Consider the following 23,639-nt stretch of genomic DNA (forward strand, 5'->3'; position numbering starts at 1 on the left):
GGCAAAGAGGTGCGCTTGATTCTAGGCACGGCGTGGGGTGAGAAAGCGCCCGTACAGACCTTCTCGGACATGTTTTATGCCGATGCTACCTTGATGCCGGGCGCTAAATTGCCGCTACCTGATAACCATGAAGACCGAGGCGTTTATATTACCTCGGGCAGCGTGATTATCGCCGGTGAAGTGTTTGAGGAGGGCCGGATGATGGTGTTCCGCCCAGGCGACCCGATTACCGTTACGGCAGGCGAGCGCGGCGCGCGCTTAATGCTGCTGGGCGGCGAGACGCTTAACGGCCCGCGCTACGTGTCCTGGAACTTTGTCGCCTCTTCCAAAGAGAAGCTTGAAGCCGCCAAGGAAGCATGGATTGAAGGCGACTTTGAACATGGCCGCTTCCAACTGCCACCTGACGACAATAGCGAATTTGTTCCTTTCCCAGGCCAGCCGGGTAATTAAAGGCCTGACTACTTGCTACCGCGTTTGAAAAAAGCATAAAAAAGCTCGCATGAGGGGATGCCTCAGCGAGCTTTTTTTACAGCGTTTTACAAGCGGCTATCGCGCAGCTTTGGGCTACAGAGTGATGACACCGATAAGGTAGCCAAAAAGCAGTAATACAAGGCTGAAGACCCACATAATGCCGAAGGAGTACCGGATATGTTTGCCCATTTCCAGCCCGGCAAGCTGTAACGCTAACCAAACGGCCGGGGCAAGGGGGCTAACAAAGGTGCCGATAATATTACCGATCACCATCGCGTACGCGGTTGAAACCGCTGGAACCCCTGCATTGCCGACCACTTCAATCACGATAGGCAAAAAGGCGAAGAAGTACGCATCGGTGCTCAGAATAAGATCAAACGGTACGCCAAAAATGCCGATCAATATGTGCATATAGGGCACCACGGCTGCCGGTAGAATTGCCACGATATCCGCCGATAACTCGCTCAGCATATTGGAGCCATTAAGAATCCCGAGGAAGGTGCCCGCGGCAATAATAATGGTGGCCATAACAAGGGCATTGGGCGCATGGCGTTTGATGCTCTGCATCTGCCCATCCATCTGGGGAATGTTTACCGGTAGTGCCAAGGCAACACCGATCATAAAGATCAGCGCGGGCGGCAAAGTGTCCATGGTAAGCGCAACGACAACCGCGAATAACAGCAGCGCATTAAAGGCCATTTTCCAGCCGGGCACCTTGTCGGCGGCTGGCTGTGTTTTGAAGGTTTCCTGAATATTGGCGGTAGCGGTGTCATTCAAGGCAGCGTCAGCGTCGAGTGAAGGCAGGCGCTTGATACGACGATTTTCACGCAGGCCTAATACCACTGCCAGTGCGAGTAGAAGGACCAGCGCAAATATCTGCAGGGGAATAAGCGGGCGCCATAGCTCACTTGGGCTCATGCCGAGTACTGAGCCAATTCGGGCGAGCGGGCCCGCCCAGGGAAGCATATTCATAATACTGGCGCCCAAACCGACCAGCAGTAACAGCAGGTAAGGGCTCATACGTAGGCGCTGGTAGGTAGGTAGAAGTGCAGGAATGGTTAGTAGAAAAGTGGTGGCTCCGGAGCCATCCAGGTGGGCAATACTGGCAACAAGCGCGGTGGCTACGGTAATGCTAACCACATTGCCTTTGGATACTGACAGCACCTTGCGAATAACCGGTTCAAATAGCCCCGCATCCTGAAGGATACCGAAGAACAGAATGGCAAACACAAACATGACAGCGACAGGGATAACGCGTGCGAAGCCTTGCTCATAAAACATCGCGATATCATCAATACCAAAACCGGTAACTATGGCGGCAACAATAGGCACAAGGACGAAGGCCACCAGGGGCGATACGCGTCCGCTTAACAGCATGGCTACAATAGCAGCGATAGCGGTCAGGCCCGCTAGGCTTAGCGACATTTTCAGCTCCTTGAGCGTGAATTTTCAATCCAGGATATTTCACTATTTTCTGAATTAAACTAATGGTTAATAAACTAAAGTCGCGCGGATTATGGTGACTCTGTTTTGGCTGCACAACCTAGACTTTATGCTTAGTCGTCTTGTAAATGCCGATATGTAGGCGAGCGATTTTGCACCAACAGAGAGACGATGAACGGGCTGGTACCTGATAACCAGGGTTTATAGGGGGCGGCTTAAGGCGAGGCCTAACTGGCTGAAATAGCGTTGAAAAGCAGTATTGATGTGCTGGCGGGCGCTGCCCTGGGGGTAAAGGCCAAGTTCGGCTTCTGGGGTGGCTTTGGTGCCTTTAACCAAAAAGTGATTCTTGATCGGCGCGTCCTGCACAAAGGCTTCAAACGCGCGGGCGCATAGCTCTTCCGGTTTGCTGTAATACACTTGTCCTAGCTTGCGGTCCATGGCTACCGAGTGCTGAAAAAGCTCACTGGGCTGCTTGCCGTTGGGTTGTAGCAGAATGGCCGTAAAGCACTCTATTAGGCGCAGGTTAAGCGGGTGCACAATAGGCGGCGCATCAGCCAGCCAAGCGGCTGATGCAAATATATCGCGAGATAGCCCCGTGAAACACTTTTGCGCAATGTAGTGATCAAAGGCATGAAACCACTCGTGGGCAATACTGCCAGGCCCCGCGTTCTTAGCCAGCGCAAAGCTGCGCTGGGCGGGGTCGTAATGGGCGGCAACGCCGGGCCGCCCGCCGCTGCCATACTGCAATGCCAGTGAGCCGCGTAATGACACCAGCGTTTCGGGGCCTTGTAGAATCAACATCAAATCGCACAGCGCATCATGAAACAGCTCCGCTGCACGGTCGCGCTCAGTAGGAGTCACCCAGCGGCCAATTTCGATGGAGCGAAAATCGAACTGGCGCCGAATAAGCGCAAAGCTGCTGGGCTCCTGCTGGCGATAAGACGGCGCGTTGCGATAAAACGTTCGAGCGTCGATACTCACGGCGCGCTTACCTGTTGGCTATTCAAGCTAGACAGCTTGAGGGTTAGTGCTGAATCCTTGCCTCCCTGGCGTGAATAAAGAAGTCACGTAAACGTTTCAGAGACTCTTCATCCCAGCCGGGCGGTTCGGAAAGCGCGGCCCAGGCATCAATATAGTCTTCCGCCGCAATTTCATGGCCAAAGCCTGGCGGGGCGCTTTCGGTAGTAAGGTCTACCAATAATTGCAGCATTGTTACCACAGGATACCAGCGCAGATCGGGTGAAACATCGGGACCACGCGGTGTGTGCATCCAGTCTGGTTCACGCCAGAAAGAAGCGGGTTCAAAAAACGTAATGGGGTCGCTGGCATATTGCAGGTAGGCAATACGAAAATTTCCCCATTCTCCCGGTACTTCTTGAAGCCCCTGCGTTTGGTTCATAAAGCGCACTACCGAGCCATCGCGAAACCTGGGTAGCCAAGCTGGCGAGCCAGGGTCACGGTCAGCCGTAATGCGTTTCCATGTGTCGCTTCGGAAAGGCGGGCCGGCCCATAGCGCTCCATTAAAGGGATCATCAATAATATCGTAGAGATCAAACGAAAGATCCGAGTTAAGTGCGCCCAGACTGAGCCCAAACAGGTACAGCCGAGGGCGCTCGTCACTGGGAAGGCTGGACCAGTAATCATAGACCACTGCAAATAACGCCCGGGCATTTTCGACGCCATAATCGGCTTCAGAAATTAGCGATAGATGGCTGGGCAGGTAGGAGTATTGGGCCGCTATCGTGGCAATGTCGCCGCGGTGTAGGTATTCCACTGTATCCTGCGACCCCGGGTCTATCCACCCACGCCCTGTTGGTGTCGCTAATACCAAGACAGAACGCTCGAAACCGCCTACTCGGATCAGCTCTTCCAGCGCGAGTTCGGCTCGCTCGGTAGGCGTTTCAGCAGCATTAAGACCCACATAAACACGGACAGGGTCAGGAGCTTCTTCGCCCAGAAAGTCACCGATTTGCGCGCCGCTCGGGCCTTCGGTCACAAAGCGCCGGCCACGGCTGCCTAACGCTTCCCAGCTAATTAATGACTCTGCGCTGCCGGGCTTTAGAGGGTCTTCAGGCGGAGAAAGGTCGCTTTGCATAAGCTCATCTACCTGCTGAAACGAGCGGTCGGCCACCTTTAGCGCATACGAAAAAATAATGCCTTCGATAACGAGCCAAAACAGCGCAATAGCTGCGATCGTGCCCAGCACATAGGCCACTCGGCGGGGCAGAATATAAGCCAACTTACGTGAAAGTAGCCGGAAGGTACGCCTGAAAAGCAGCGCCATAAGCATTAAAAACGCAAACACACCCAAGGCAATTAAGGCAATGGAGAAGGGGTGTGTGCCGCTAACGGGTTCCATCTCCATTAGTTGGCGAATACTATTTTGCCATTCGGCGGCTCGCCATAAAAAAAGAGCGGCGATGCTCAGGGATACAGCGGCGGCTAACCAGTGAAAATACGTTTCCAGCCGCGCATTGGGGGCAGGTAAATGGAGGTAACGCCAAAGCCCATGCCCCATCACTCCCAACGCATAGCCCGCGGTAAAACTTAGCCCCGACACGATGCCTTGCGCGATGAGTGGGCGAGGTATAAGGCTTGGCGTTAGCGAAAACGCAAAGAAGAGCGTGCCCAGTACCAGGCCCACGCCTGAAAAGCGCGTTAGGTGTGAAGTAATCCACTGTTGTTGACTTCTGAGTTTCATTACTTACCTGCCGACCGTTATCAAGCGTATCAAAGAATGGTGTTCAAACGCAGTATGCGTTATAGCGTATATCAGAAATAGTTGCGGAGTAAAACGCTACATAAGTCTTTTTAAGAGGCGCCTCAGTGGACTTTCTAAAAGTGTGATGAAAAGATTTTAAACAAGCTTTGAGGAAGTCCTTATAGGAGTGGCGACGGTGATTTATACTCAAGGATAGCTTTGAAATATAAATGGTTGATCACAAGGAACGCCTTGGCTAACGATGTGCGGGAGCTATATGGAAGTTAAGCGGCGTACAATATTATTCGAAAAAGCCTGTGCAAATGCGATCACGGCTGTCCAACTCTTTCCCTGCTTCATAGGAGAAGGTGCGCCTTAACCTATTATAGGCAAGCCTTGGACAGGCGTGAGGCTAGCTAAAAACCGCTATCCCCTTGTGCATGATGTAATATCTACTCACCTGCGGCAGTTTCAATCCAGGTTTGAAACGATGCTTTTATTGATATACTGGTTAAAAGATAATTTTCTTCTGCTGTTATTATTTAATAGGTGGTGTTGTCGGATAATATATCTATGCTGCTGTGTATCTTGTTCTTTTTATGTGTATCTTGTTCTTTTTATGTGTATCTTGTTCTTTTTATGTGAATTTTGTTATTTTGTTGGGCGTTTAATATTAGGCCGGAAGATGAGCTTTTGTGGGCGCTTTAAGATCCAAGGTAGCCATATAGCGCAAGGACAGCGTATTAAGGAAGAGCAAATAAGGATATTTGTGGTACACAAGGAAGCATGAATAGGATGTTCGTGGTGTAGGATTATGGAGGAACTAATCATCCCCGGCCAGCAATGGCCGGGGTTTTTTTAATACTCTTTTGAAAAGATTGCTCGCTAATTAAGGTGTGGGTAACAGCAGCGGCATAATAAAATAAACAAACAGCGTAATCGCAATAGCGCTTACGAGGTTCATGGCAAATCCCGCTTTGGCCATTTGTTTAATAGAAATACGCCCTGTGGAAAATACAGCGGCGTTAGGCGGGGTGGATATCGGCAACATAAAGGCGCACGTAGTGGCGAGAGCAACCGCCACCATTAATCCGAGCGGATTGCCGGTCGTGATGGCTGCAGCCATGCCCGCAGTAATGGGCAGTGCCATATTTGCCGTTGCAGTATTAGAAATGATTTCCGTCAAGAACAGCATTAACAGCACCATAATTAGCAGTAGCCAGAAGTAATTGACGCCATCCAGTAACTGCAGTTGCTCGCTGATCCAACCGGTCAAATCGCTGGCGATGAACGCAGCAGCGAGCGTCATACCCCCGCCCCAAAGTATAAACAAGCCCCACGGCAAGCCCTTCATATCGTCCCAAACCAGCAGGGCGCGTTTTTCGTTGTGGGCAGGAATGACAAACAACGCAATGGCGGCGGTTACCGCAATAATCGTATCGTTAATAGGCAGATCAAAAAACGGTGCCAGCCAGCCGCGTAATGCCCAGGCCAGTGCCGTTGCCACAAATACGCCCAAGACACGCTTCTCTTCCTGGCTCATGGGTCCAAGGGCCGCAAGCTCCTGAGCTACAAAATCAATTTCAAGCGGCGTATTGGGTATTTTGGTGTATATCCGCGTGAGATAGACGTACAAAATCGCCAGTAAGATCAGCGTGAGTGGCAGCGCGAAAATCATCCACTGCAAGAAGCTGATTTCTACCCCTTCAAAAAACTGCGGGATCATGGCCACTACGATGGCATTGGGCACTGAGCCGATAATGGTTGCCAGCCCGCCAATCGAGGCTGAATAAGCAACGGTTAGCAGCAAAATACGTGCAAAGCTATCGCGATGATGGCGTTCAAACTGGTCGCGTTCGTCTAATTCATTGGTTAGCGCGACGGCAATAGGCAGCATCATAAGCGCTGTGGCGGCGTTGGATATCCACATGGATAAAAACGCCGAGGCAATCAAAACGCCTAATACGATGCTGCGCAGGCTGTTGCCAATGCGGTTGACGATAGACAGGGCGATGCGTCGGTGCAGGTTCCAGCGCTCAATGGCAATGGCCAGAATAAACCCACCCATGTACATGTAAATAACCGGGTTGGCGTAGCCCACAACGGCTTCGTCCAACACCATCACACCGCTAAGCGGCAGTACCAACATGGGTAGAAAAGAAGTAACAGGGATAGGAACCGGCTCTGTCACCCACCAGGCGCCCATCCATACGGTTAATGCCAGCACCGTGCGGGGGGCTGGATCAATCAGCGTGTCTGGCAGCAGTACCTGTATCAGTACAAAAAGAAGTGGTCCCGCTAACAGTGGTACCCAGTGGCGCCAATTTGACAATGACATTCCCATACTCGTCTCCTGACGCTATTGCATGAATTTATTGATAGTTTGCTAACAATAAGAAGCGGGCATGCTACCACTTTCGTTTATACGCCGTTGGTTGTAGATTTTTAGACTTTGGTATAAGGATGTGGAGTGTCTGCCAGCGTTGCTTTCACTCAGCGTGGTAATCAATAGCAAATTGAGAGGGTGCAAGGGTTGGGGCGTTATTTGGCGGGAAGCATAAAAAGTAACATGTCGTATTGTTAGAGTTATTGGCGTTTAACTTTTTATTTGGCTCTTATTGTGCGTGAAGATTAACTATCTTTAAGTATAAGTAGCGCGTAATGCCGGGGCCTACGTTGGCTATTGGCAACCATCTTTTAGAGATTAAGGGCTTTTAAACTTTTTCTATCTCAGGTTAATGTATTTGACACATTTAAGGTTCAAGGTAGGTAGCACCACACGGAAACGTGGTTAGGAAGAACAAGCAAGGAGTGCTTGTGGTCGCCAGGGATGCACGAACAGGACGTTCGCGAGGAAAGATTACAGAGGAACCGATAAAGCCCCAGGCTGTGATGCCTGGGGCTTTCTTATTGCAACGTGCTAATAAAACGTACTAATGAAAATGAACAGCGCGGTTATTTGTCCTCGTTGTTCTCAGGTTTTGCATGCCCCTGGTGGCTAAGTGCGCTTGCTTGGTCAAGGCGCGGATGGTTATCCAAAAATTCACGCTCAAGGTTGGGCAGTTTGTCCAGCGCTTGTAAGGTATGCGTGAGCGCATGGATAGCGGCCAGTACGTCCTGGGTGTTTCCAGTTTCCGAAATGGTGTGCATATTGCGGATCGGAAAACCGATGGAGGTCGCGGCGCTATCGATAGAGGCCAGCACGCCTGCCATGCCGTCGGTGCCTGTATCGACGCCCACCATATCGCGCTGCATCGGAATATCCTGCTCTTTGGCGGCGCTGGCGATGATGCGGTTTAACTGCTCACTGGCAATCGAACCTACCGACATGGTAAAGCCTTTGCCCATTTCCAGCGGCTGCATGCGTTTATCGCCGATACCCGGCGCGGCTACGTAGTCGTGGTTAACGTCCACGCCAATCAGCGCATCGGGTTTTAGCTCACCAGCCATTACCCGGCTACCAAAGCGGCCAATCTCTTCGTAGCTTGCAATCGCAAACATAATGCGCACGTTGTCAGTGCCGCCTGCCTCGGCGATTAACCGCGCTACTTCAGCCGTTACAAAACAGCCCAGGCCGTTGTCCAGGTAGGCGCCGTAGAAGGTGTCGGGGCTGAAGCCGGGGCGGATAGGGCGGTCAAAAATAATCGAGTCACCCGGACGCACGCCTAAATTAAGCACTTGCTGCTTTTTGTTCTCGCCGTGAATTTGCAGGTCCAGGTAGATCTGCTCTTTCTTAATGCCTTTGTCGCCGGTGCGCGCTGCTGGGTCGGAAAAGTGAATGGCGCCGAGTGCTTCAACGGTGCCACCCTCAATCGAGCGGTAGCTGCCCGGTTTTTCGGGGTCTTCGCTGAACAGCTTCACTTCATGGCCGATCAGCACGGAAGGTAAAAAGGAGTCGGTGTTGATCCAGATTTTACCGTCTTCGCCGATAGAGCGTACCTGCATACGGATCTTGTCCGCATGGCCGATAATCATGACCTTGAACATATCATCGCGGTTAGGGTGGGTATCCAGCACCACGCCTGCGTTGCCCTTGAACTGATGAAGGTGCCAGCTTTTGGGGGCAAATGTCTCAAAGTAGGGCTTTAAGACGCCATAGGTCATGGCCCCTTCAAGGCCAACCGGGCTAGGTGCGGCCAGGATGTCGCGCATCAGCTTGAACTGCGCTTCGGGCATCGGCTGTGTCCAGGGCTTGGCGTTATCGCTCATTAAAACTCTCCATGGGGTTATCTGTGTAACTAGTCTGCCAGATTCATCAGGCTCTTCCACCATTAGACGATGTGGGCCGCGCCGTGTACACGTAATATGCAGGCTAATTAACTAGAAACAACGGTTAAGCCAAAACAGCGACAGGAGAGAGCATGAGTGCGGCATCGCTACGCGTTCAGCGCTATAGAGTATTGTTGGCGGGCGTTTGCAGTCAGCTTTTGTGTGTTGGCATTGCCCGCTTTGCCTATACGCCATTGCTGCCGATCATGCAGCAGCACACCTGGATGGGCGACGCGGATGGTGGCTGGCTAGCGGCGCTTAATTACGCGGGCTATATGCTGGGCGCGGTGCTGGCCGCCTCGATTCGCAGTATTTACATCAAAGACACGCTTTACCGTATTGGCCTGGTGCTGGCGGTGCTGACAACCGTGGGCATGGCTCTTACGGAGAACTTCTGGCTATGGGCGGCGCTGCGTTTTTTGGCGGGGCTTTCCAGCAGTGCGGCCATGCTTTTGGCGTCTGGGCTGATCCTTCACTGGTTGATGAACCATCACCAGCGGGGAGAGCTGGGGATTCATTTTGCGGGGCTGGGGTTAGGCATTGTACTGGCTGCTGTGGCGGTAGAGTTAATGCTGGCGTTCTCGCTTGACTGGCAAAGCCAGTGGTGGATTTTTGGCGTATTGGGCGCGGTGCTGTTGGTACCTGCCTGGCGATGTCTGCCACGCCCGGTAAAGCCGGTTGCAGGTGCGCATCAAAAAGCATTGCCGGCTGCCAAGCCGCCTTCGCGTACCTTTATGCGCTTAATGTTGCCCGCCTATTTTTGTGCCGGGTACGGCTATGTGATTAACGCCACGTTTATTGTCACCATCGTTGAGCGTGAACCGCTGCTTGCGGGCGCGGGTAACTGGACGTTTGCTGTGGTCGGTTTAGCGGCCGCACCTGCCGTTATGCTGTGGGATTTGGTGGCGCGGAGGCTTGGCTATTTGGGGGCGCTGGTGGTGGCCATGTCGATCCAGGCCGTGGGGATTGTATTGCCTGCTATCTCCTCAAACCTGGTGGTTGTGCTGCTCAGCGCGGTGCTATACGGCGGTACTTTTCTAGGCTGCGTGAGTTTGGTGCTGACCATGGCTGGTAGGCTTTACCCGGCAAGCCCTGCGCGCTTAATGGGCCAAATGACGCTGGCGTATGGCGCCGCGCAGATCTTTGCACCCGCCTTAACCGGCGTGCTGGCTGAGGCTTCGGGCCACTATACCGTGGGCCTTTGGCTGGCCGGTGGCTTTGTCATGTTGGGGGCGGTGCTATTGGTGTGGCTGCGATGCGTGGACCAAACTGCTCAGCGGCTGGATGCCGAGGCGAAAGCGCTGTCTGTAATGCGCTAATTGAAGCGCTAAATGATGAGCGAATGGGGCAGGCCAGGAAGAAGCCAGGGGCGTCAGGCGGTCGTTTTCAGAAAAGAGTTAACGAGTTTTGTGCTTTTGAGCCGAAATCCTCTAGGATAAACGCTTTTTTTACACCAGAAGGATAGTCATGGCGTCTTCCGAGCAACCACGCATCCAGTGGCTGGGCCGCTGGGGGTTCGTGCTCGCCGCTACCGGTTCGGCGGTAGGGCTGGGCAACATCTGGAAATTCCCGTATATCACCGGCGAGTATGGCGGTGGCGCGTTTGTGCTTGTCTATCTGGCGTGCATTTTTGCGGTGGGCGTGCCGGTAATGATGAGCGAAATCGCTTTCGGGCGGCGCGGGCGCGGTAGCCCCATTGATGCGATTCGTCGAGTGGTTAACGAGTCCGGTCGCTCATCGGCGTGGTCGCTGCTTGGCTGGATGGCCATGCTGTGCGGCTTTTTGATTCTGTCGTTCTACGTGGTCGTGGCAGGCTGGTCGTTTTCTTATCTGTGGAAGATGTTAACCGGTGGTCTGGTGGGCACCAGCGTTGACGACATGGCCGCCGTGTTTGGGGAAAACAACGCCAACCCGCTCAGCCTAGGCTTCTGGAGCACGCTTGTTACGCTGGTGACCATGATTATTGTGGGCAAAGGCGTTCAGGAGGGGATCGAGAAAAACGTCAGTTGGATGATGCCAGGCCTGGTCATCATGCTGATACTGCTGATTGTGTACGGCGTGTTTTCCGGTGGCTTTGGTGACGCAGTACGCTTTTTGTTCTCCTTTAAGGCGGGGAGCCTCTCGAGTGAAGGGATGTTGGCCGCGCTTGGCCATGCGTTCTTTACCTTATCGCTTGCCTCGGGTGCCATTCTTACCTACGGAAGCTACCTGCCCAAAGGCGCCTCCATTGGGCGCACCACCATTAGCGTCGCCATTGCAGACACGGCCGTTGCCTTGATGGCGGGGCTGGCGATCTTCCCGGTAATTTTTGCCAATGGCATGGACCCAGGTGAAGGCCCCGGGCTTATCTTTATGAGCTTGCCGCTGGCGTTCCAGGCCATGCCGCTGGGTACGCTGTTTGGGATTCTGTTTTTCGCCATGCTCTCCATGGCCGCGCTGACATCGTCCATTTCGATGGTCGAGGCGACCGTTTCCTGGCTCTGCGACAACAAAGGGTTCTCACGCCGCAGTGCTGCGTGGAGCACGGGGATTGTTCTTTGGTTGATTAGTACCGCTGCCATGCTCTCCTTTAACCTGGGCGCTGATTGGACGTTGGCAGGCAAGACCTTCTTTGACTGGCTGGACTACATCACTTCACGCTGGATGATGCCGTTGGGTGGGTTAGGCACCGTCATACTGGCAGGCTTTGTCCTAAAGAGTGAAACGTTCCGCGACGAGCTGGGGCTATCGCCTCTGCCCTATACGCTATGGCTTGCCATGGTGCGTTATGTCAGCCCGCTGGGTATTTTGGTTATTTTCGCTGATGCGTTAGGGCTGTTTACCGTTACTTTTTCAGTTCATTGGCCGTGGTTGTTAGCTATCCTGCTGATCATGATGGCGCTGGGCGAGTGGTTGAGTCCTCGTCTGCGTCAGGCGTTAACGACACGCTAACGGATTCTCCCCAGCCAACGCTGCTGCTGAGCAATGAGTGACGGCTCATCCAGCGGCGTTTGGCAGGTGATTTGAGTCTCTTCCTGAGATCGTAGTTGAAATCACAGCGGTTACTTGCGTAAAGCAGATTGCTTGATAGCACCAGGATGGGTGCCTGCCTTCATCAACTCGTCCCAGCGTGTGGTGTAGCGGCCTGAGCGGTGCCCGCAGCGTAGCTGCCAAGCGGCATCGGCATCCGTTATACCAAAGCTGATGGTGCCTTGCCCCATACGCTGATTGATATTGTCCAGGGTGGCCATTAAGTAAGGGTATCGGTTCCGCGGCGGTTGATGTAGCAACGAGAGCTGGTGCTGCTCGGCATCAACCAGATCCAGCAGCATCACACCTGCCTTCATAAACCGGTAGCCTGGCCGGTAAACCTGTTCAACCCCTTGGTGAACGGCCTCAAGAATTGTGCGCGTATCATCGCTGGGTGAGGGCAGGGGCACCATGGTGTGAGGAAAATACTGGGGTTGGTCTCGGCGGTGGCGGTTGGTGTTTAAAAAAATCATCACGGCTCGCGTTAGGCTGTGCTGCTGACGGAGTTTTTCGGCGCTGCGCTGGGCATGTTGGCGTAACGCGTTATGTACTTCTGTTTTACTGCCGGTTGATTGGCCGAATGAGCGCGACGTCATAATGCGGTGGCGCGGTTGATCCAGCGCATTCATCTGCAGGCAGGGCGTACCGCGCAGCTCCAGCGCCGTGCGGGCCAGCACTACCGAAAAATGTTTGCGCAGTAGCCGAAGGTCAGCCTCACGTAAGTCCCAAGCGGTATTAATATTACTGATCGCTAACCGCTCAGCAATCCGGCGCCCAACGCCCCATACGCTGCCCACCGGTGTCTGTTTAAGCAAGGCGATCGTTGCCGCATCTTTTCCCGTTAGCAGGCACACGCCTTGATAGTGAGTCGCCTGCTTGGCCAGGTGGTTGGCAAGCTTCGCCAGTGTATGCGTAGGGGCCAGCCCGACGCATACCGGCAGGCCTAAATGACGCCGAATCCGCCGACGCAGCCATTCGCCCAGGGTTTGGCACTGCTGGTTGCTGAACGCCTCCAGGTAAATAAACATTTCATCAATGGAGTACGGCGACACGGCTGGGCAGGTATCGCGCAGTAGCTGGCACAGCCTGGCCGACATATCGCCATACAGCTCATAGTTGGATGACTTGAGGTAAATGTCACCACGCTTACGCAGGCTTTCGAGCTTAAACGATGGCATGCCCATGGGGATGTCCATGGCTTTCATCTCGGCAGAGCGGGCGATGATACAGCCGTCGTTGTTCGACATAACGCCCACCGGCTTGCCTTCCAGCGCAGGATCAAACACACGCTCACAACTGACGTAAAAGTTGTTGGCATCGACCAGGCCGATCATCGGACATACTCATGAATGACAGCACGCACTACTCCCCAGAGCTGGCACTCGGTGCCTTCCAAAGGAAGCGGCGGGTAGTGAGGATGCGCAGAGCAGAGATGCGGCGTATTTTGGTAGAGGGCGTAGCGCTTAATCAGCACTTCCTCTTCAAACATGGCAACCAGAATGTGCCCTAGCCGAGGCTTAATGCTGCGGTCAACGACCAGCAGGTCGCCATCAAAAATCCCCCAGCCTTCCATACTGTCACCAGCGGCGGAAAGGTAGAACGTCTGGGTAGGGTTTTTAATTAACCGCGTGTTGAGGTCGAGCGTACGCGGTTCGTAATCCTGCGCTGGTGATGGAAAGCCGCTAAAGCCCGCACGGCCTTGTAACGATGAAAAAGGCAACGGCTGAGACGTTAACGGCAAGGTGGGCACGAGCGTCGATGGAGGCAACGACATCGTCGGCATCCTCACTGAATATAGTGTGTATGTATATACAGTATTTATTCGTGAGGTTTAAATTGCAAGCGTTGAGCGGCGATTAGGCAAGCCTAGCGCGCTAGCCACAACCCCACGACGATGGCACTAACAACAGCAATAAAAAAAACAAGGTTACGGGCGCGTGTATCGCGGCGTGGTTTCATGGCAGCACCATTAGCAAGGGTTGGGGAAAAGCGGCGGAAGAATTGCGCCTGGCATGGTAACGTTTGTTACTGATACCGTCATCCAGACATTGCCTGAAAGCTGAATTCAGGAACATTAAAGGCGTCGCGTTATTTGCCAACGAGATGACCACTTCATCAGGAAAACAATGTATGCGTGAACCGACACTCCAGCACGCGTCTCGACACACTGCGCAACCGCTGGTGCTTGCGCAAGGGCGCTTGGCCGCACTGGGCTGGGGCCGCGTGGATGCACCTGTCTGGCTGGCGCTACACGGCTGGCTGGATAACGCGGCAAGCTTTAGCCGCTTGGCTCCGCTTTTGGCAGATGCGCTGGATATCCGCGTGGTAGCCATTGATTTTCGTGGCCATGGACACTCCCAGCATGCCGCTTTCGGAAGCGACTATGCGTTGTGGGATTACTGCCACGACGTGCTTGATGCGCTGGACGCGCTAGGTATTGAACAGGCTTCTTTACTGGCCCACTCCATGGGCGCGGCGGTTGCCTGCCTACTGGCCGCCGCCATGCCAGAGCGTATTGCCCGGTTAACCTTGATTGACGGGCTGGGGGCGTTGAATACGCCTGCGGAAGAAACTGCCAGCCAGTTGCGCAAAGGGCTTATTGCCCATCGTCGCCCGCTTTCCCGCCCACCACGCTATGCTGATATCGAAAGTGCGGTTGCCGCGCGGGTAGCCGGTGGCGTCACCACGCTGGATAGTGTAGCGGCGATGCCGTTGGTTGAGCGTAATACGCAAGCAACTGCCGATGGCTATCTACAAATGTGTACGGATAGTCGACTGCTAAAACCCTCTCTGGTGCGCTTTACCCCTGAGCAGGTGCTGGCTCTGTTAGCGTGTATTCAGGCGCCGGTACTACTGATTGAAGGCGAGCAGGGTATTTTAGGAAAGCGTGCCTGGGCCGAGCAGGCGCGCTTGGCGGTTAATGATCTGACCCGCCATGTGTTGCCTGGCGGGCATCATCTACATTTAGAATCTAAAGCGGTTGCCGCTGTGGCGGAACTCGCCACCGCCCACTGGGAGGCAGCCGTGTAAAGCGGTTATACGGTCGGCTCAAGAGCAATAGGAATAGCCAATGAATCAACTGACGCACGCGGGTAGCGGGAAAAAAGTGGCTTTGGTGTTGGGCAGTGGCGGGGCGCGCGGTTATGCCCATATCGGTGTCATTGAAGCCCTGGAAGCACGAGGCTTTGAGATTATTTCAGTGGCGGGATGCTCCATGGGCGCGCTGATTGGTGGCATTTACGCTTCTGGCAAACTGCCCGAGTATCGCGAGTGGGTCTGTAATCTCGATTATTTGGACGTACTAAAGCTGGTGGATGTGACCTGGAGCCCGATGGGTGCCATGCGTGCCAATAAGGTGATGAGCAAGTTGGAAGCGTTGGTAGGCGATGTGCTCATTGAGGATTTGCCTATTCCGGTGACAACGGTGGCGACTGACCTAGTTCGCCAGCGCGAAGTGTGGTTTCAAAATGGCCCGTTACTGCGCGCCATTCGTGCCTCTATCGCCATTCCTGGCGTCATTACGCCGGTCAATGTTGGTGATCAGGTGCTGGTCGATGGCGGGCTGCTTAATCCGCTGCCTATCATGCCGGTTATTTCTGCCCACGAAGCAGACCTGGTGATTGCGATTAACGTAACGGCACATAGCCCGCAGCCGGTATCGTTGGAAGAGCTCCTGCCTCGTGAGCACGAGGAAAATGACAGCCGAACGGCGCAAGAGCGTGACCGTGATGAAAAGATTGGCGGCTGGATGAGCGACGTGCGCCAAGCCACCCTGCGTTTATGGGAGGGACTTGGCAGCAGTGAAGAGGACAGCGGCGTGGAAGCTGGCGCTGAAGAGAGCGTTGAGACGCGAGGCAAGCGCGAGTGGAGCAAGCTCGATATGATTTTAGAGTCGTTTGATATTACCCAAGCGGCCCTGGCAAAATACAAAATTGCCGGTTATCCGCCCGATATATTGATCGAGATTCCCAAGACAGTATGCAGTACGTATGAGTTTCATCGCGCCAAAGACTTGATCCGCCTGGGGCGGCACTTGGCCGATGAGGCGCTGGAGCGGCGCATGCCCAGCATTGCCTCGGATGCGACAGAGTGAGGCAGCGAGCCACTGGAAAAGTGCCAGTAGAGCAGTGAAGAGAGCGGTTGAGCGGCGTTACGCCCCGCGCTTACGCAGCAATATATAGACTGCTCCGGTGCCGCCATCAATATCAATGGCCGAGCAAAAGGCCAGCACCCCCGGCCATTCGCGTAACCAGGTATTGGTGTGACTCTTAAGCACCGGAAAATCTGAAGTGGTGCCCCACGCCTTGCCGTGAACCACCAGCACGCAGCGCAGCCCTTGGCTTGATGCATCGCGCAAGAAGCTTTCAAGCTCCGCGCGGGCTTCTTCAAGCGTGTAGCCGTGCAGGTCAAGCCCCGCCTGCCACTCGGTTTGGCCACGCTTTAACTGGCTGAAGGTACGCCAGGGTAAATCGGGCACGCTAAACTCAAGGTACTCAGACGGGCGCACGGCCTCGACCCGGCCATCCGATGTGCGGCCGCTGGCTTGTACTGTGCTGTTTTGAACCGCCGCATTACGCCGCGCCTGTTGGGCTTCATCATTGCGCTTGGGCTTGCCGGGGTCGGCTTGATTATGTGCAATACGGCGTACGCCTGCTGCTTGCAGCGCCTGGCGAAAAGCGCTGATATCGTCATCGTTGGGCAGGTGGCGTCGCGTCATATCAAGCTCAAAGTGTGAAAAGGAAGAAAGAGTAAAACAAGAAAGCATATAAACTGCCGACAGTATAGCGAGCTGAGCGGCGCTGTGAACCGGGCGGCGTCAAAGGTACAATCTTTACAGGTACAATCTTTTCTTTATCAATGAGTGTAGCCGCATGTGGCTGCATGTATGGTTTTCGTTTATCAGGAGTCGCTGTGACCACGCACCTCAATGCTGAGACCTCTCACTCAACCCTTTCGTTGCCGGATACGGCGTTGGTGAGCGATCTTTTTACACTACGCGACTATCTGCGCTGGGTATCCAGCGAGTTCTATCTGGCCGGACTGCACTATGGCCACGGCACCGAGTCTGCCTGGGATGAAGCCGTTGCGCTCTGCCTGGGGGCACTTCATCTGCCCTGGAACGTCGACCCCGCCGTTTTGGAAGCACGGCTTTTGCCTGTTGAGCGCCAGCGTATTATCGCCCTGACCCGGAAGCGGGTAGCCAGCCGCCAGCCATTGCCGTACCTGCTGGGCGAGGCCTTTTTTGCAGGTCACCCCTTCAATGTTGATGAGCGAGTGCTGATTCCGCGTTCGCCGATTGCCGAACTGATCGAAGACGGTTTTTCGGCCTGGTTCCAGGAAGAGCCGCCGGAGAGCGTGCTGGATTTATGCACCGGCTCTGGTTGTATCGGCATTGCAACCGGCCTTTATTTGCCTACCTGCGAAGTGACGCTTGCCGATATTAGCCAGGATGCACTGGCCGTCGCCCGAGAAAACATTACCCGCCATGACGTGGGTGACCGGATACGGGCGGTCGCCTCGGATGTGTTTGACGGGCTGGAAGGCCAGCGCTTTGACCTGATTGTTTCCAACCCGCCCTACGTCGATGCGCGCGATTTGGCTACCATGCCCGCCGAGTTCCGCCATGAGCCCGCACTGGCACTGGGTGCCGGTAAAGATGGCCTGGATATTGTGCGGCGTATTTTGCGCGAGGCGCGCAGCCATTTGAGCGATACAGGTTGGCTGATTGTCGAAGTGGGCAATTCTGACCGCCATGTGGAGGCTGCGTTTCCCGACGTGCCTTTCCTGTGGCTTGACTTCGAGCGCGGCGGCCAAGGCGTATTTGCTTTGAGCGCCGATGAACTCGACGCCCATGCGGCGTCTTTTGCGTAAGGAATGAACGCCCATGTCTGGCAATAGTTTTGGCAAGCTGTTTACCGTTACCACCTTTGGAGAGAGCCATGGCATTGCGCTGGGCGCCATTGTCGATGGTTGCCCGCCGGGGCTTGCGCTGTGTGAAGAGGATTTACAGCGCGACCTGGACCGTCGTCGCCCAGGTAGCTCTCGCCACACCACGCAGCGCAAAGAGCCTGATCAGGTGAGGATTTTATCGGGCGTGTTTGAGGGAAAAACCACCGGCACCTCGATTGGCCTACTGATCGAGAATACCGACCAGCGCTCCAAGGACTACTCGAAAATCAAGGAGCAGTTCCGCCCCGCCCATGCGGACTACACGTACCACCATAAATATGGCCACCGTGACTATCGGGGTGGCGGCCGCTCAAGCGCCCGCGAAACGGCCATGCGGGTAGCCGCGGGTGCTATCGCCAAGAAGTACCTGGCCGCCCAAGGCGTACAAATTCGTGGCTATATGAGCCAGCTGGGCCCCATAAAAATTGAGTTTAAGCAGTGGGAGGCCGTCGAGCAGAATGCGTTTTTCTGCCCCGATCCCGCCAAAGTAGCCGAGCTTGAAGCGTATATGGATCAGCTGCGCCGTGACCAGGATTCCGTCGGTGCCGAGATTACCGTGGTCGCTGAGGGCGTTCCGGTCGGGCTGGGTGAGCCGGTGTTTGATCGCCTGGATGCTGAGCTGGCGCACGGTTTGATGAGTATTAATGCGGTAAAAGGTATTGAGATTGGTGCGGGTTTTGAATCCGTTGCCCAGCGCGGTAGCGAGCACCGAGACGAGATGACGCCGGAAGGCTTCTTGTCCAATCATGCCGGTGGCATATTGGGCGGTATTTCCAGTGGGCAACCGATTGTGGCCAGGCTGGCGCTTAAGCCGACCTCCAGCATTACGACACCTGGGCGTTCCATTGATGTTAACGGCCAGCCGGTCGAGGTGATTACCAAAGGTCGCCACGACCCTTGTGTGGGGATTCGCGCCACGCCGATTGCCGAAGCCATGATGGCGATTACATTGCTTGACCACTGGCTGCGCCAGCGTGGGCAAAACGGTGAGGTTAGCGTTGATACACCCCGTTTAGCACAGCGTTAAAGCGGCGTACGGCTTGGCGTAACGCTGCTACACTCAAGGAAGATGGCTGAGGAGTAACCCATGAAGATTAACGTTGAGTTTGATCTGACCCCGGATGAATTTCGTCAAGCATTGGGGCTTCCTGATGTAGAGGCATTCCAGCAAAGCCTGCTGGAAAATATTCAGCGGCAAATGGAGTCGGGTGCAGAAGGGTATGACCCCATGAGTTTGATGCGCCCCTTTTTGCAGCAGCCCATGATGCAGCAGGGGCTTTCTCAAGGGTTGGCCAACTTTGGAACTTACCAACAGATGATGTTGGATATGTTGCGCCAGGCAGGCAATGCCAGCGGTACCGCCTCTGATGATCAAGCGGCGGACAATGATGCGTCGAGCAGCGGGGGAGCGCCTAATGCCAAAGCAACGGCGTCCTCGCGTTCGCGTGGTAAAGGAAAAACCGAGTAATGTGGCGAGGTGCGTAACGGCCAGTTAATGAGCGCCGTCATCCAGGGCTCTTGAAAACAGTGTTATTGAAAACAGGGTTCTTGAAAACAGTGTTATTGCAAAGCACCCGGTCAAGGATTACTCTTTTTGCAGTGCAGCAAATCACTTCGTAGGGGGGGCGCGAAAGCGCCCACACTCTGAAACGGAAGAGGATTAGACACTATGCAAGACGATATGATGGACGCTTTTAACGCCCAGACCCGCCAAATGTTTGAGCCCATGCGCAAGATTAACTCGCTGATGCTCAACAACATGGAAAAAATGACCCAGTATCAACTGGAAGCCATGAAGCGCTATAGCCAAATGGGCACCGAGCGCATCCGCAGTGCCACCAGCATTCAAGATGCAGAAAGCCTGCGTGATTTCGGCACCCAGCAGGCTGAAATCATGAACGAGCTTTCCCAGCAAATGCAGGAAGACGCCCGTGCTATGGGCGAGATGAGCCTGCAGTTCAAAACGGAAATGGAAAAACTCTTCAGTGATGCCGGGCAGCAAATGACCGAGCAGGCGACCGCCGCCGCAAAAGGCCAACAGCCTGGTGCTTCTGGATCCGCCTCGAGCCAGTCTTCACGGAAAAAATAAGAAGTCGGCTAACTCACGGCGCCTCTAGGCGCCGTATTGTTATAAGGGGATTCAGTATGCAGGGGTGGAAACGACCATTGCACGACATGTTTCAGCAGGGAGTGTCTCAAGAAGACATTGAGGCATGGAATACGCAACTGAAAGAGGCCGCTGAGCAGTACCAGGGGCTTATGCAGGGTCTGCTGGCACGCATGGCCCCAAGCGAGGCGGCCGACTCGGTATATAGCGATATGCGTAAAAGCTTCGAGGCGGGTGCGCAGGCATTAATGAATAACCCAACCTTGCTGTGGCAAACCCAAGCGCGCCTGCTGCAAGATCAGTGGCTGCTATGGCAGCAAAGCATGCGTGCTTTGTCTGGTGAGCAGGTCACACCGCTGATTACCCCCTCCAAAAGCGACCGGCGCTTTAAAGACGATGCCTGGACGCAAGACCCTCACTATGCGGCGATCATGCAGCAGTACCTGCTGTTTTCGCAGGTAGTAGAAGAACTGATCGAAAGCCTTGAAGGCATGGATGACCTCCAGAAACGAAATCTGGGGTTTTATGCCCGTCAGCTCGTCAATGCCATGTCGCCCACCAATTTCGTTTCTACTAACCCTGAGGTGATGCGGCGAACGCTGCAAACTCGTGGGCAAAATCTGGTAGAAGGGTTATCTCGGCTGCGTGAAGACCTTGCCAACTCAGCGGAAGGCATCAATGTGTGTATGACCGAGCGCAATGCGTTTGGCATCGGGGAAAACATCGCGGTTACCCCCGGGGCAGTCGTGTATGAAAACGAGTTAATTCAACTGATTCAGTACACGCCCACCACTGAGAAGACCTTTAAAACGCCGCTGTTAATCGTGCCGCCCTGGATCAACAAGTATTACATCCTTGACCTGCGCCAGGACAATTCCATGGTCAAGTGGATGGTGGACCAGGGCCACACCGTATTTTTAATTTCATGGCGCAATCCTGGTCCTGAACAGCGTGACATTACTTGGGCCGATTACATGCAAATGGGGCTGATCAGCGCGATTAGCGCCATTGAGGATGCCTGTGGTGAGAAGTCGGTCAACCTGGTGAGCTACTGCGTGGGCGGCACCCTGACGGCTTCGACCGTTGCTTATCTAACAAGTACCCGCAAGGGGCGAAAGGTGAAGTCGGTCACCTACATGGCCACGCTGCAGGATTTTCGTGACCCCGGCGATATCGGCGTTTTCCTGAACGAAGCCGTGGTGCAAGGGCTTGAGCAAACCATGCAGCTAAAGGGCTACCTGGATGGTCGCTCGATGGCTTACACCTTTAACCTGCTGCGTGAAAATGATCTTTTCTGGTCGTTTTATATCAATAACTACCTGAAAGGAGAGATGCCCGCCGCCTTTGACCTTCTCCACTGGAATACGGATGGCACGAATCTACCGGCGGGCACGCATGCCTGGTATTTACGCCACATGTATCTTGAAAACCGTTTGGTCGCGCCGGGGGGTATTGAGCTTGATGGCGTAAAAATTGATTTACGCAAAATCTCCACCCCCAGTTATTTCGTGTCGACCAAAGAGGACCATATCGCCAAGTGGAACAGCACCTATTATGGGGCGTTGCTGCCTAAAGGCCCCGTCACGTTTGTATTAGGTGGCTCGGGGCATATCGCCGGTATCGTTAATCCACCGCAAAAGAACAAGTACGGTTATTGGAGTAACGACGCTCTGCCAGAAAGCCATGAAGCGTGGCTTGAAACAGCGGCGTTTAATGAGGGTTCCTGGTGGCCGCACTGGCAGGCATGGATGACACAAAATGGTTATGCGGATACCCAGAAAATGGTGCCCTCGCGCACACCCGGCGACGGTAAGCTTGAGGTGATTGAGTCAGCACCAGGGCGCTATGTCAAAATGACCATTCCTGACGTGCTAAGCGAACAGGGCAGCCTATAAAGGCTGCTCCGATTATCCGGGTATTCTACAAAAAAACTATCCTTCTCATGTTTAAGCGAGGTGCTAACAATGCCGCCCACTACCCGTTACTCATTAGCCCCCGCGTTTAGCGCACAACACCGTCCTAATAACCATGGCGCTTGCTGCTGTGGTTCACCCGTCTTACAGCACTTTCATGAGCGCGTTATGGCAGAGATTGCTCGCCGCGAAATGCTGGGTGGGCCGGCAGCGGTCATGGCGCTGTTTGCAGGTGTACATACGCCACACGTGGTTGACCAGCCCTCAAAAGCGCATGACGGCCCTGTGCTACTCACCAACTTAACGCTTTTTGATGGAAGTGGTGGCCCGTTGCGCGATGGCGTATCCGTTAAGGTAGAGGATGGGCGGGTCAGCGCTATTCTTGAAGGTAATGCTGGCGCCGAGTCCGGGGACGTTATCGACTGTGATGGGCGCGTGTTGATGCCTGGCTTAATCGATGCGCATTGGCACTCCACGCTAGCCGCTATTACACAGATGGAAGCCATGAGCGCGGATATTGGTTATATCCATTTGGTCGCCGCAAAAGAGGCCGAGCGAACGCTGATGCGAGGGGTTACGTCGGTCAGAGATGTGGGAGGGCCGTCATTTGCACTGAAGAGAGCCATTGACGAAGGCATCGTGAACGGACCGCGGATATTTCCCGCAGGCGCCATGATTTCCCAGACATCCGGGCACGGTGATTTCCGAATGCGGCACGAATTGCCTCGTGGTAGTACAACCCCGCTAAGTTACACGGAGCAGCAAGGGGTCGCCATGATTGCTGACGGTGAAGCTGAAGTGCTTAGGCGCACGCGTGAGCAGTTGATGCTGGGGGCTTCTCAAATAAAGCTGATTGCGGGTGGTGGCGTCGCGTCATTTTATGATCCGCTCGACAGTACGCAGTTTAGCGAGCGCGAGCTTCGCGCAGCGGTTGAGGCAGCCGGTGACTGGGGCACGTATGTCATGGTTCATGTCTACACCTCCCGGGGTATTCAGCGTGCCCTGCGGGCAGGCGTACGCTCAATTGAACATGGTCAGTTGGCAGATGAAGAGACCGTTCGAATGATGGCCGGTGAAGATGTGTGGTGGAGCCTTCAGCCTTTTCTGCAGGATGAAGATTCCAACGTTTACCCGGATGCGGCACGCCGAGAGTCTCAGCGGCAAGTTGCCGAAGGAACGGTTCGCGCGTATGAAATGGCCCAGCGATTTAACGTTAAAACTGGCTGGGGAACGGATATTCTCTTTAATCCTCAAAATACCCCCAACCAGCTGCATCACTTGGCTAAGCTAACGCGTTTCTACGACCCGTTGACCGCATTGGCAATGGCGACGGGGCGTAACGGGGAACTACTTTCTCTCTCGGGGCCGCGTAACCCGTATCCGGGAGTGCTTGGGCGTATTGAGCCTGGTGCGCTAGCCGACCTGCTGGTCGTTGATGGTGATCCAAGCAAAGATCTTGATTTTCTTAAAGATCCAGAGCGTAACTTGCGCATGATTATGAAAGCTGGGCGTGTTTATAAAGATTGTTTGCAGCAATAGCTTGGCAAGATCGTTTATAAATATCGATTTTAAGTGCTTGATCGGTTGTTTGTTTATGTTGAATCAATCAAGCACTGACCGCTTTTCCGGCCATTAATAGAAGTGTTGGTTTTAGGACAACCTTGCTGGTTTAAATGTTTTTAACGCGGTAGGTGGGATTTCAGTAGGCCCCACGTCTATTTCCGGGCTTAAGGAGATAGACGTTGAACTCTTTTTAGGGGCTATTTGCAACCGCTGT

Annotated in this window: 19 protein-coding genes; 11 read left to right on the forward strand and 8 right to left on the reverse strand. The window is 54.2% G+C overall.

Going from position 1 to position 23,639, the window contains the following annotated elements; genetic code table 11:
* Window positions 1-450: pirin family protein (locus ACT3TC_RS05770; RefSeq protein ID WP_444639451.1), on the forward strand; the 450-nt coding region annotated here is incomplete at its 5' end.
* 114 nt (window positions 451-564) lie between these two features.
* Here ACT3TC_RS05770 and ACT3TC_RS05775 read toward each other — a convergent pair.
* From ACT3TC_RS05775 to ACT3TC_RS05795, 5 genes are all read right to left on the reverse strand, one after another.
* Window positions 565-1,896, reverse strand: coding sequence for a CitMHS family transporter (locus ACT3TC_RS05775; RefSeq protein WP_192528636.1), 1,332 nt, complete (start codon window positions 1,894-1,896; stop codon window positions 565-567).
* A 219-nt stretch (window positions 1,897-2,115) separates the two neighbouring features.
* A complete protein-coding gene (locus ACT3TC_RS05780) occupies window positions 2,116-2,895 on the reverse strand; it encodes a CLCA_X family protein (protein WP_444639452.1) in 780 nt (259 codons plus the stop codon).
* 43 nt (window positions 2,896-2,938) lie between these two features.
* Complete coding sequence (locus ACT3TC_RS05785; protein WP_444639453.1) at window positions 2,939-4,615, reverse strand: alpha/beta hydrolase; 1,677 nt, start codon at window positions 4,613-4,615, stop codon at window positions 2,939-2,941.
* Between the two features lie 889 nt (window positions 4,616-5,504).
* Window positions 5,505-6,953, reverse strand: a complete 1,449-nt coding sequence (locus ACT3TC_RS05790) for an SLC13 family permease (RefSeq protein ID WP_444639454.1) — start codon at window positions 6,951-6,953, stop codon at window positions 5,505-5,507.
* 617 nt (window positions 6,954-7,570) lie between these two features.
* The gene (locus ACT3TC_RS05795) at window positions 7,571-8,824 is read right to left on the reverse strand and encodes a M20/M25/M40 family metallo-hydrolase (protein WP_441679057.1); all 1,254 of its coding nucleotides are present in this window, start codon (window positions 8,822-8,824) and stop codon (window positions 7,571-7,573) included.
* Between the two features lie 152 nt (window positions 8,825-8,976).
* Here ACT3TC_RS05795 and ACT3TC_RS05800 point away from each other — a divergent pair, with 152 nt between their 5' ends.
* Window positions 8,977-10,203 carry a YbfB/YjiJ family MFS transporter gene (locus tag ACT3TC_RS05800; RefSeq protein ID WP_444639455.1) on the forward strand — a complete coding sequence of 409 codons (1,227 nt, stop codon included), beginning with the start codon at window positions 8,977-8,979 and terminating at the stop codon, window positions 10,201-10,203.
* A 148-nt stretch (window positions 10,204-10,351) separates the two neighbouring features.
* On the forward strand, window positions 10,352-11,815 hold the full coding sequence (locus ACT3TC_RS05805; RefSeq protein ID WP_172117150.1) for a sodium-dependent transporter: 1,464 nt from the start codon (window positions 10,352-10,354) through the stop codon (window positions 11,813-11,815).
* Between the two features lie 110 nt (window positions 11,816-11,925).
* Here ACT3TC_RS05805 and ACT3TC_RS05810 read toward each other — a convergent pair whose 3' ends face one another.
* Both ACT3TC_RS05810 and ACT3TC_RS05815 read right to left on the reverse strand, forming a co-directional pair.
* Window positions 11,926-13,227 carry a Y-family DNA polymerase gene (locus ACT3TC_RS05810; protein ID WP_444639456.1) on the reverse strand — a complete coding sequence of 434 codons (1,302 nt, stop codon included), beginning with the start codon at window positions 13,225-13,227 and terminating at the stop codon, window positions 11,926-11,928.
* Window positions 13,224-13,667, reverse strand: coding sequence for a LexA family protein (locus ACT3TC_RS05815; RefSeq protein WP_087106828.1), 444 nt, complete (start codon window positions 13,665-13,667; stop codon window positions 13,224-13,226). The genes ACT3TC_RS05810 and ACT3TC_RS05815 overlap by 4 nt, the downstream gene beginning before the upstream one ends.
* A 356-nt stretch (window positions 13,668-14,023) precedes the next feature.
* Here ACT3TC_RS05815 and ACT3TC_RS05820 point away from each other — a divergent pair, with 356 nt between their 5' ends.
* Together ACT3TC_RS05820 and ACT3TC_RS05825 are read left to right on the forward strand one after the other, a co-directional pair.
* On the forward strand, window positions 14,024-14,923 hold the full coding sequence (locus ACT3TC_RS05820; RefSeq protein ID WP_444639457.1) for an alpha/beta fold hydrolase: 900 nt from the start codon (window positions 14,024-14,026) through the stop codon (window positions 14,921-14,923).
* A gap of 40 nt (window positions 14,924-14,963) precedes the next feature.
* Window positions 14,964-15,986, forward strand: coding sequence for a patatin-like phospholipase family protein (locus ACT3TC_RS05825; RefSeq protein ID WP_193053085.1), 1,023 nt, complete (start codon window positions 14,964-14,966; stop codon window positions 15,984-15,986).
* A gap of 57 nt (window positions 15,987-16,043) precedes the next feature.
* Here ACT3TC_RS05825 and ACT3TC_RS05830 read toward each other — a convergent pair whose 3' ends face one another.
* Window positions 16,044-16,610 (reverse strand): Smr/MutS family protein, encoded by a 567-nt coding sequence (locus tag ACT3TC_RS05830; RefSeq protein ID WP_087106822.1) that lies wholly within the window; start codon window positions 16,608-16,610, stop codon window positions 16,044-16,046.
* 194 nt (window positions 16,611-16,804) lie between these two features.
* Between ACT3TC_RS05830 and prmB the strand changes: the two genes are divergently transcribed.
* From prmB to ACT3TC_RS05860, 6 genes are all read left to right on the forward strand, one after another.
* Window positions 16,805-17,764 carry a 50S ribosomal protein L3 N(5)-glutamine methyltransferase gene (gene prmB, locus ACT3TC_RS05835; RefSeq protein WP_444639458.1) on the forward strand — a complete coding sequence of 320 codons (960 nt, stop codon included), beginning with the start codon at window positions 16,805-16,807 and terminating at the stop codon, window positions 17,762-17,764.
* A 13-nt stretch (window positions 17,765-17,777) separates the two neighbouring features.
* Window positions 17,778-18,869, forward strand: a complete 1,092-nt coding sequence (aroC, locus tag ACT3TC_RS05840) for a chorismate synthase (RefSeq protein ID WP_172117145.1) — start codon at window positions 17,778-17,780, stop codon at window positions 18,867-18,869.
* 60 nt (window positions 18,870-18,929) lie between these two features.
* Window positions 18,930-19,310 carry a hypothetical protein gene (locus ACT3TC_RS05845; protein WP_444639459.1) on the forward strand — a complete coding sequence of 127 codons (381 nt, stop codon included), beginning with the start codon at window positions 18,930-18,932 and terminating at the stop codon, window positions 19,308-19,310.
* Between the two features lie 201 nt (window positions 19,311-19,511).
* Window positions 19,512-19,931: a phasin family protein gene (locus tag ACT3TC_RS05850; RefSeq protein WP_172117143.1), complete on the forward strand. Its 420-nt coding sequence runs from the start codon at window positions 19,512-19,514 to the stop codon at window positions 19,929-19,931.
* A 56-nt stretch (window positions 19,932-19,987) separates the two neighbouring features.
* The gene (gene phaC / locus ACT3TC_RS05855) at window positions 19,988-21,844 is read left to right on the forward strand and encodes a class I poly(R)-hydroxyalkanoic acid synthase (RefSeq protein WP_444639460.1); all 1,857 of its coding nucleotides are present in this window, start codon (window positions 19,988-19,990) and stop codon (window positions 21,842-21,844) included.
* Window positions 21,845-21,913: 69 nt separating this feature from the next.
* Window positions 21,914-23,401 (forward strand): amidohydrolase family protein, encoded by a 1,488-nt coding sequence (locus ACT3TC_RS05860; protein ID WP_444639461.1) that lies wholly within the window; start codon window positions 21,914-21,916, stop codon window positions 23,399-23,401.
* Window positions 23,402-23,639: the final 238 nt, after the last annotated feature.

Source organism: Halomonas sp. AOP27-A1-41, from assembly GCF_052378605.1.
In the GTDB taxonomy this organism is placed as follows: domain Bacteria; phylum Pseudomonadota; class Gammaproteobacteria; order Pseudomonadales; family Halomonadaceae; genus Vreelandella; species Vreelandella citrativorans.

Bases quoted from the DNA above. Each gene is read 5' to 3' on its own strand.
- ACT3TC_RS05775 (WP_192528636.1), bottom strand. From the start codon at position 1,896: ATGTCGCTAAGCCTAGCGGGCCTGACCGCTATCGCTGCTATTGTAGCC.
- ACT3TC_RS05785 (WP_444639453.1), bottom strand. From the start codon at position 4,615: ATGAAACTCAGAAGTCAACAACAGTGGATTACTTCACACCTAACGCGC.
- ACT3TC_RS05790 (WP_444639454.1), bottom strand. From the start codon at position 6,953: ATGTCATTGTCAAATTGGCGCCACTGGGTACCACTGTTAGCGGGACCA.
- ACT3TC_RS05795 (WP_441679057.1), bottom strand. From the start codon at position 8,824: ATGAGCGATAACGCCAAGCCCTGGACACAGCCGATGCCCGAAGCGCAG.
- ACT3TC_RS05800 (WP_444639455.1), top strand. From the start codon at position 8,977: ATGAGTGCGGCATCGCTACGCGTTCAGCGCTATAGAGTATTGTTGGCG.
- ACT3TC_RS05805 (WP_172117150.1), top strand. From the start codon at position 10,352: ATGGCGTCTTCCGAGCAACCACGCATCCAGTGGCTGGGCCGCTGGGGG.
- ACT3TC_RS05810 (WP_444639456.1), bottom strand. From the start codon at position 13,227: ATGATCGGCCTGGTCGATGCCAACAACTTTTACGTCAGTTGTGAGCGT.
- ACT3TC_RS05815 (WP_087106828.1), bottom strand. From the start codon at position 13,667: ATGTCGTTGCCTCCATCGACGCTCGTGCCCACCTTGCCGTTAACGTCT.
- ACT3TC_RS05820 (WP_444639457.1), top strand. From the start codon at position 14,024: ATGCGTGAACCGACACTCCAGCACGCGTCTCGACACACTGCGCAACCG.
- ACT3TC_RS05825 (WP_193053085.1), top strand. From the start codon at position 14,964: ATGAATCAACTGACGCACGCGGGTAGCGGGAAAAAAGTGGCTTTGGTG.
- ACT3TC_RS05830 (WP_087106822.1), bottom strand. From the start codon at position 16,610: ATGACGCGACGCCACCTGCCCAACGATGACGATATCAGCGCTTTTCGC.
- aroC (WP_172117145.1), top strand. From the start codon at position 17,778: ATGTCTGGCAATAGTTTTGGCAAGCTGTTTACCGTTACCACCTTTGGA.
- ACT3TC_RS05845 (WP_444639459.1), top strand. From the start codon at position 18,930: ATGAAGATTAACGTTGAGTTTGATCTGACCCCGGATGAATTTCGTCAA.
- ACT3TC_RS05850 (WP_172117143.1), top strand. From the start codon at position 19,512: ATGCAAGACGATATGATGGACGCTTTTAACGCCCAGACCCGCCAAATG.
- phaC (WP_444639460.1), top strand. From the start codon at position 19,988: ATGCAGGGGTGGAAACGACCATTGCACGACATGTTTCAGCAGGGAGTG.
- ACT3TC_RS05860 (WP_444639461.1), top strand. From the start codon at position 21,914: ATGCCGCCCACTACCCGTTACTCATTAGCCCCCGCGTTTAGCGCACAA.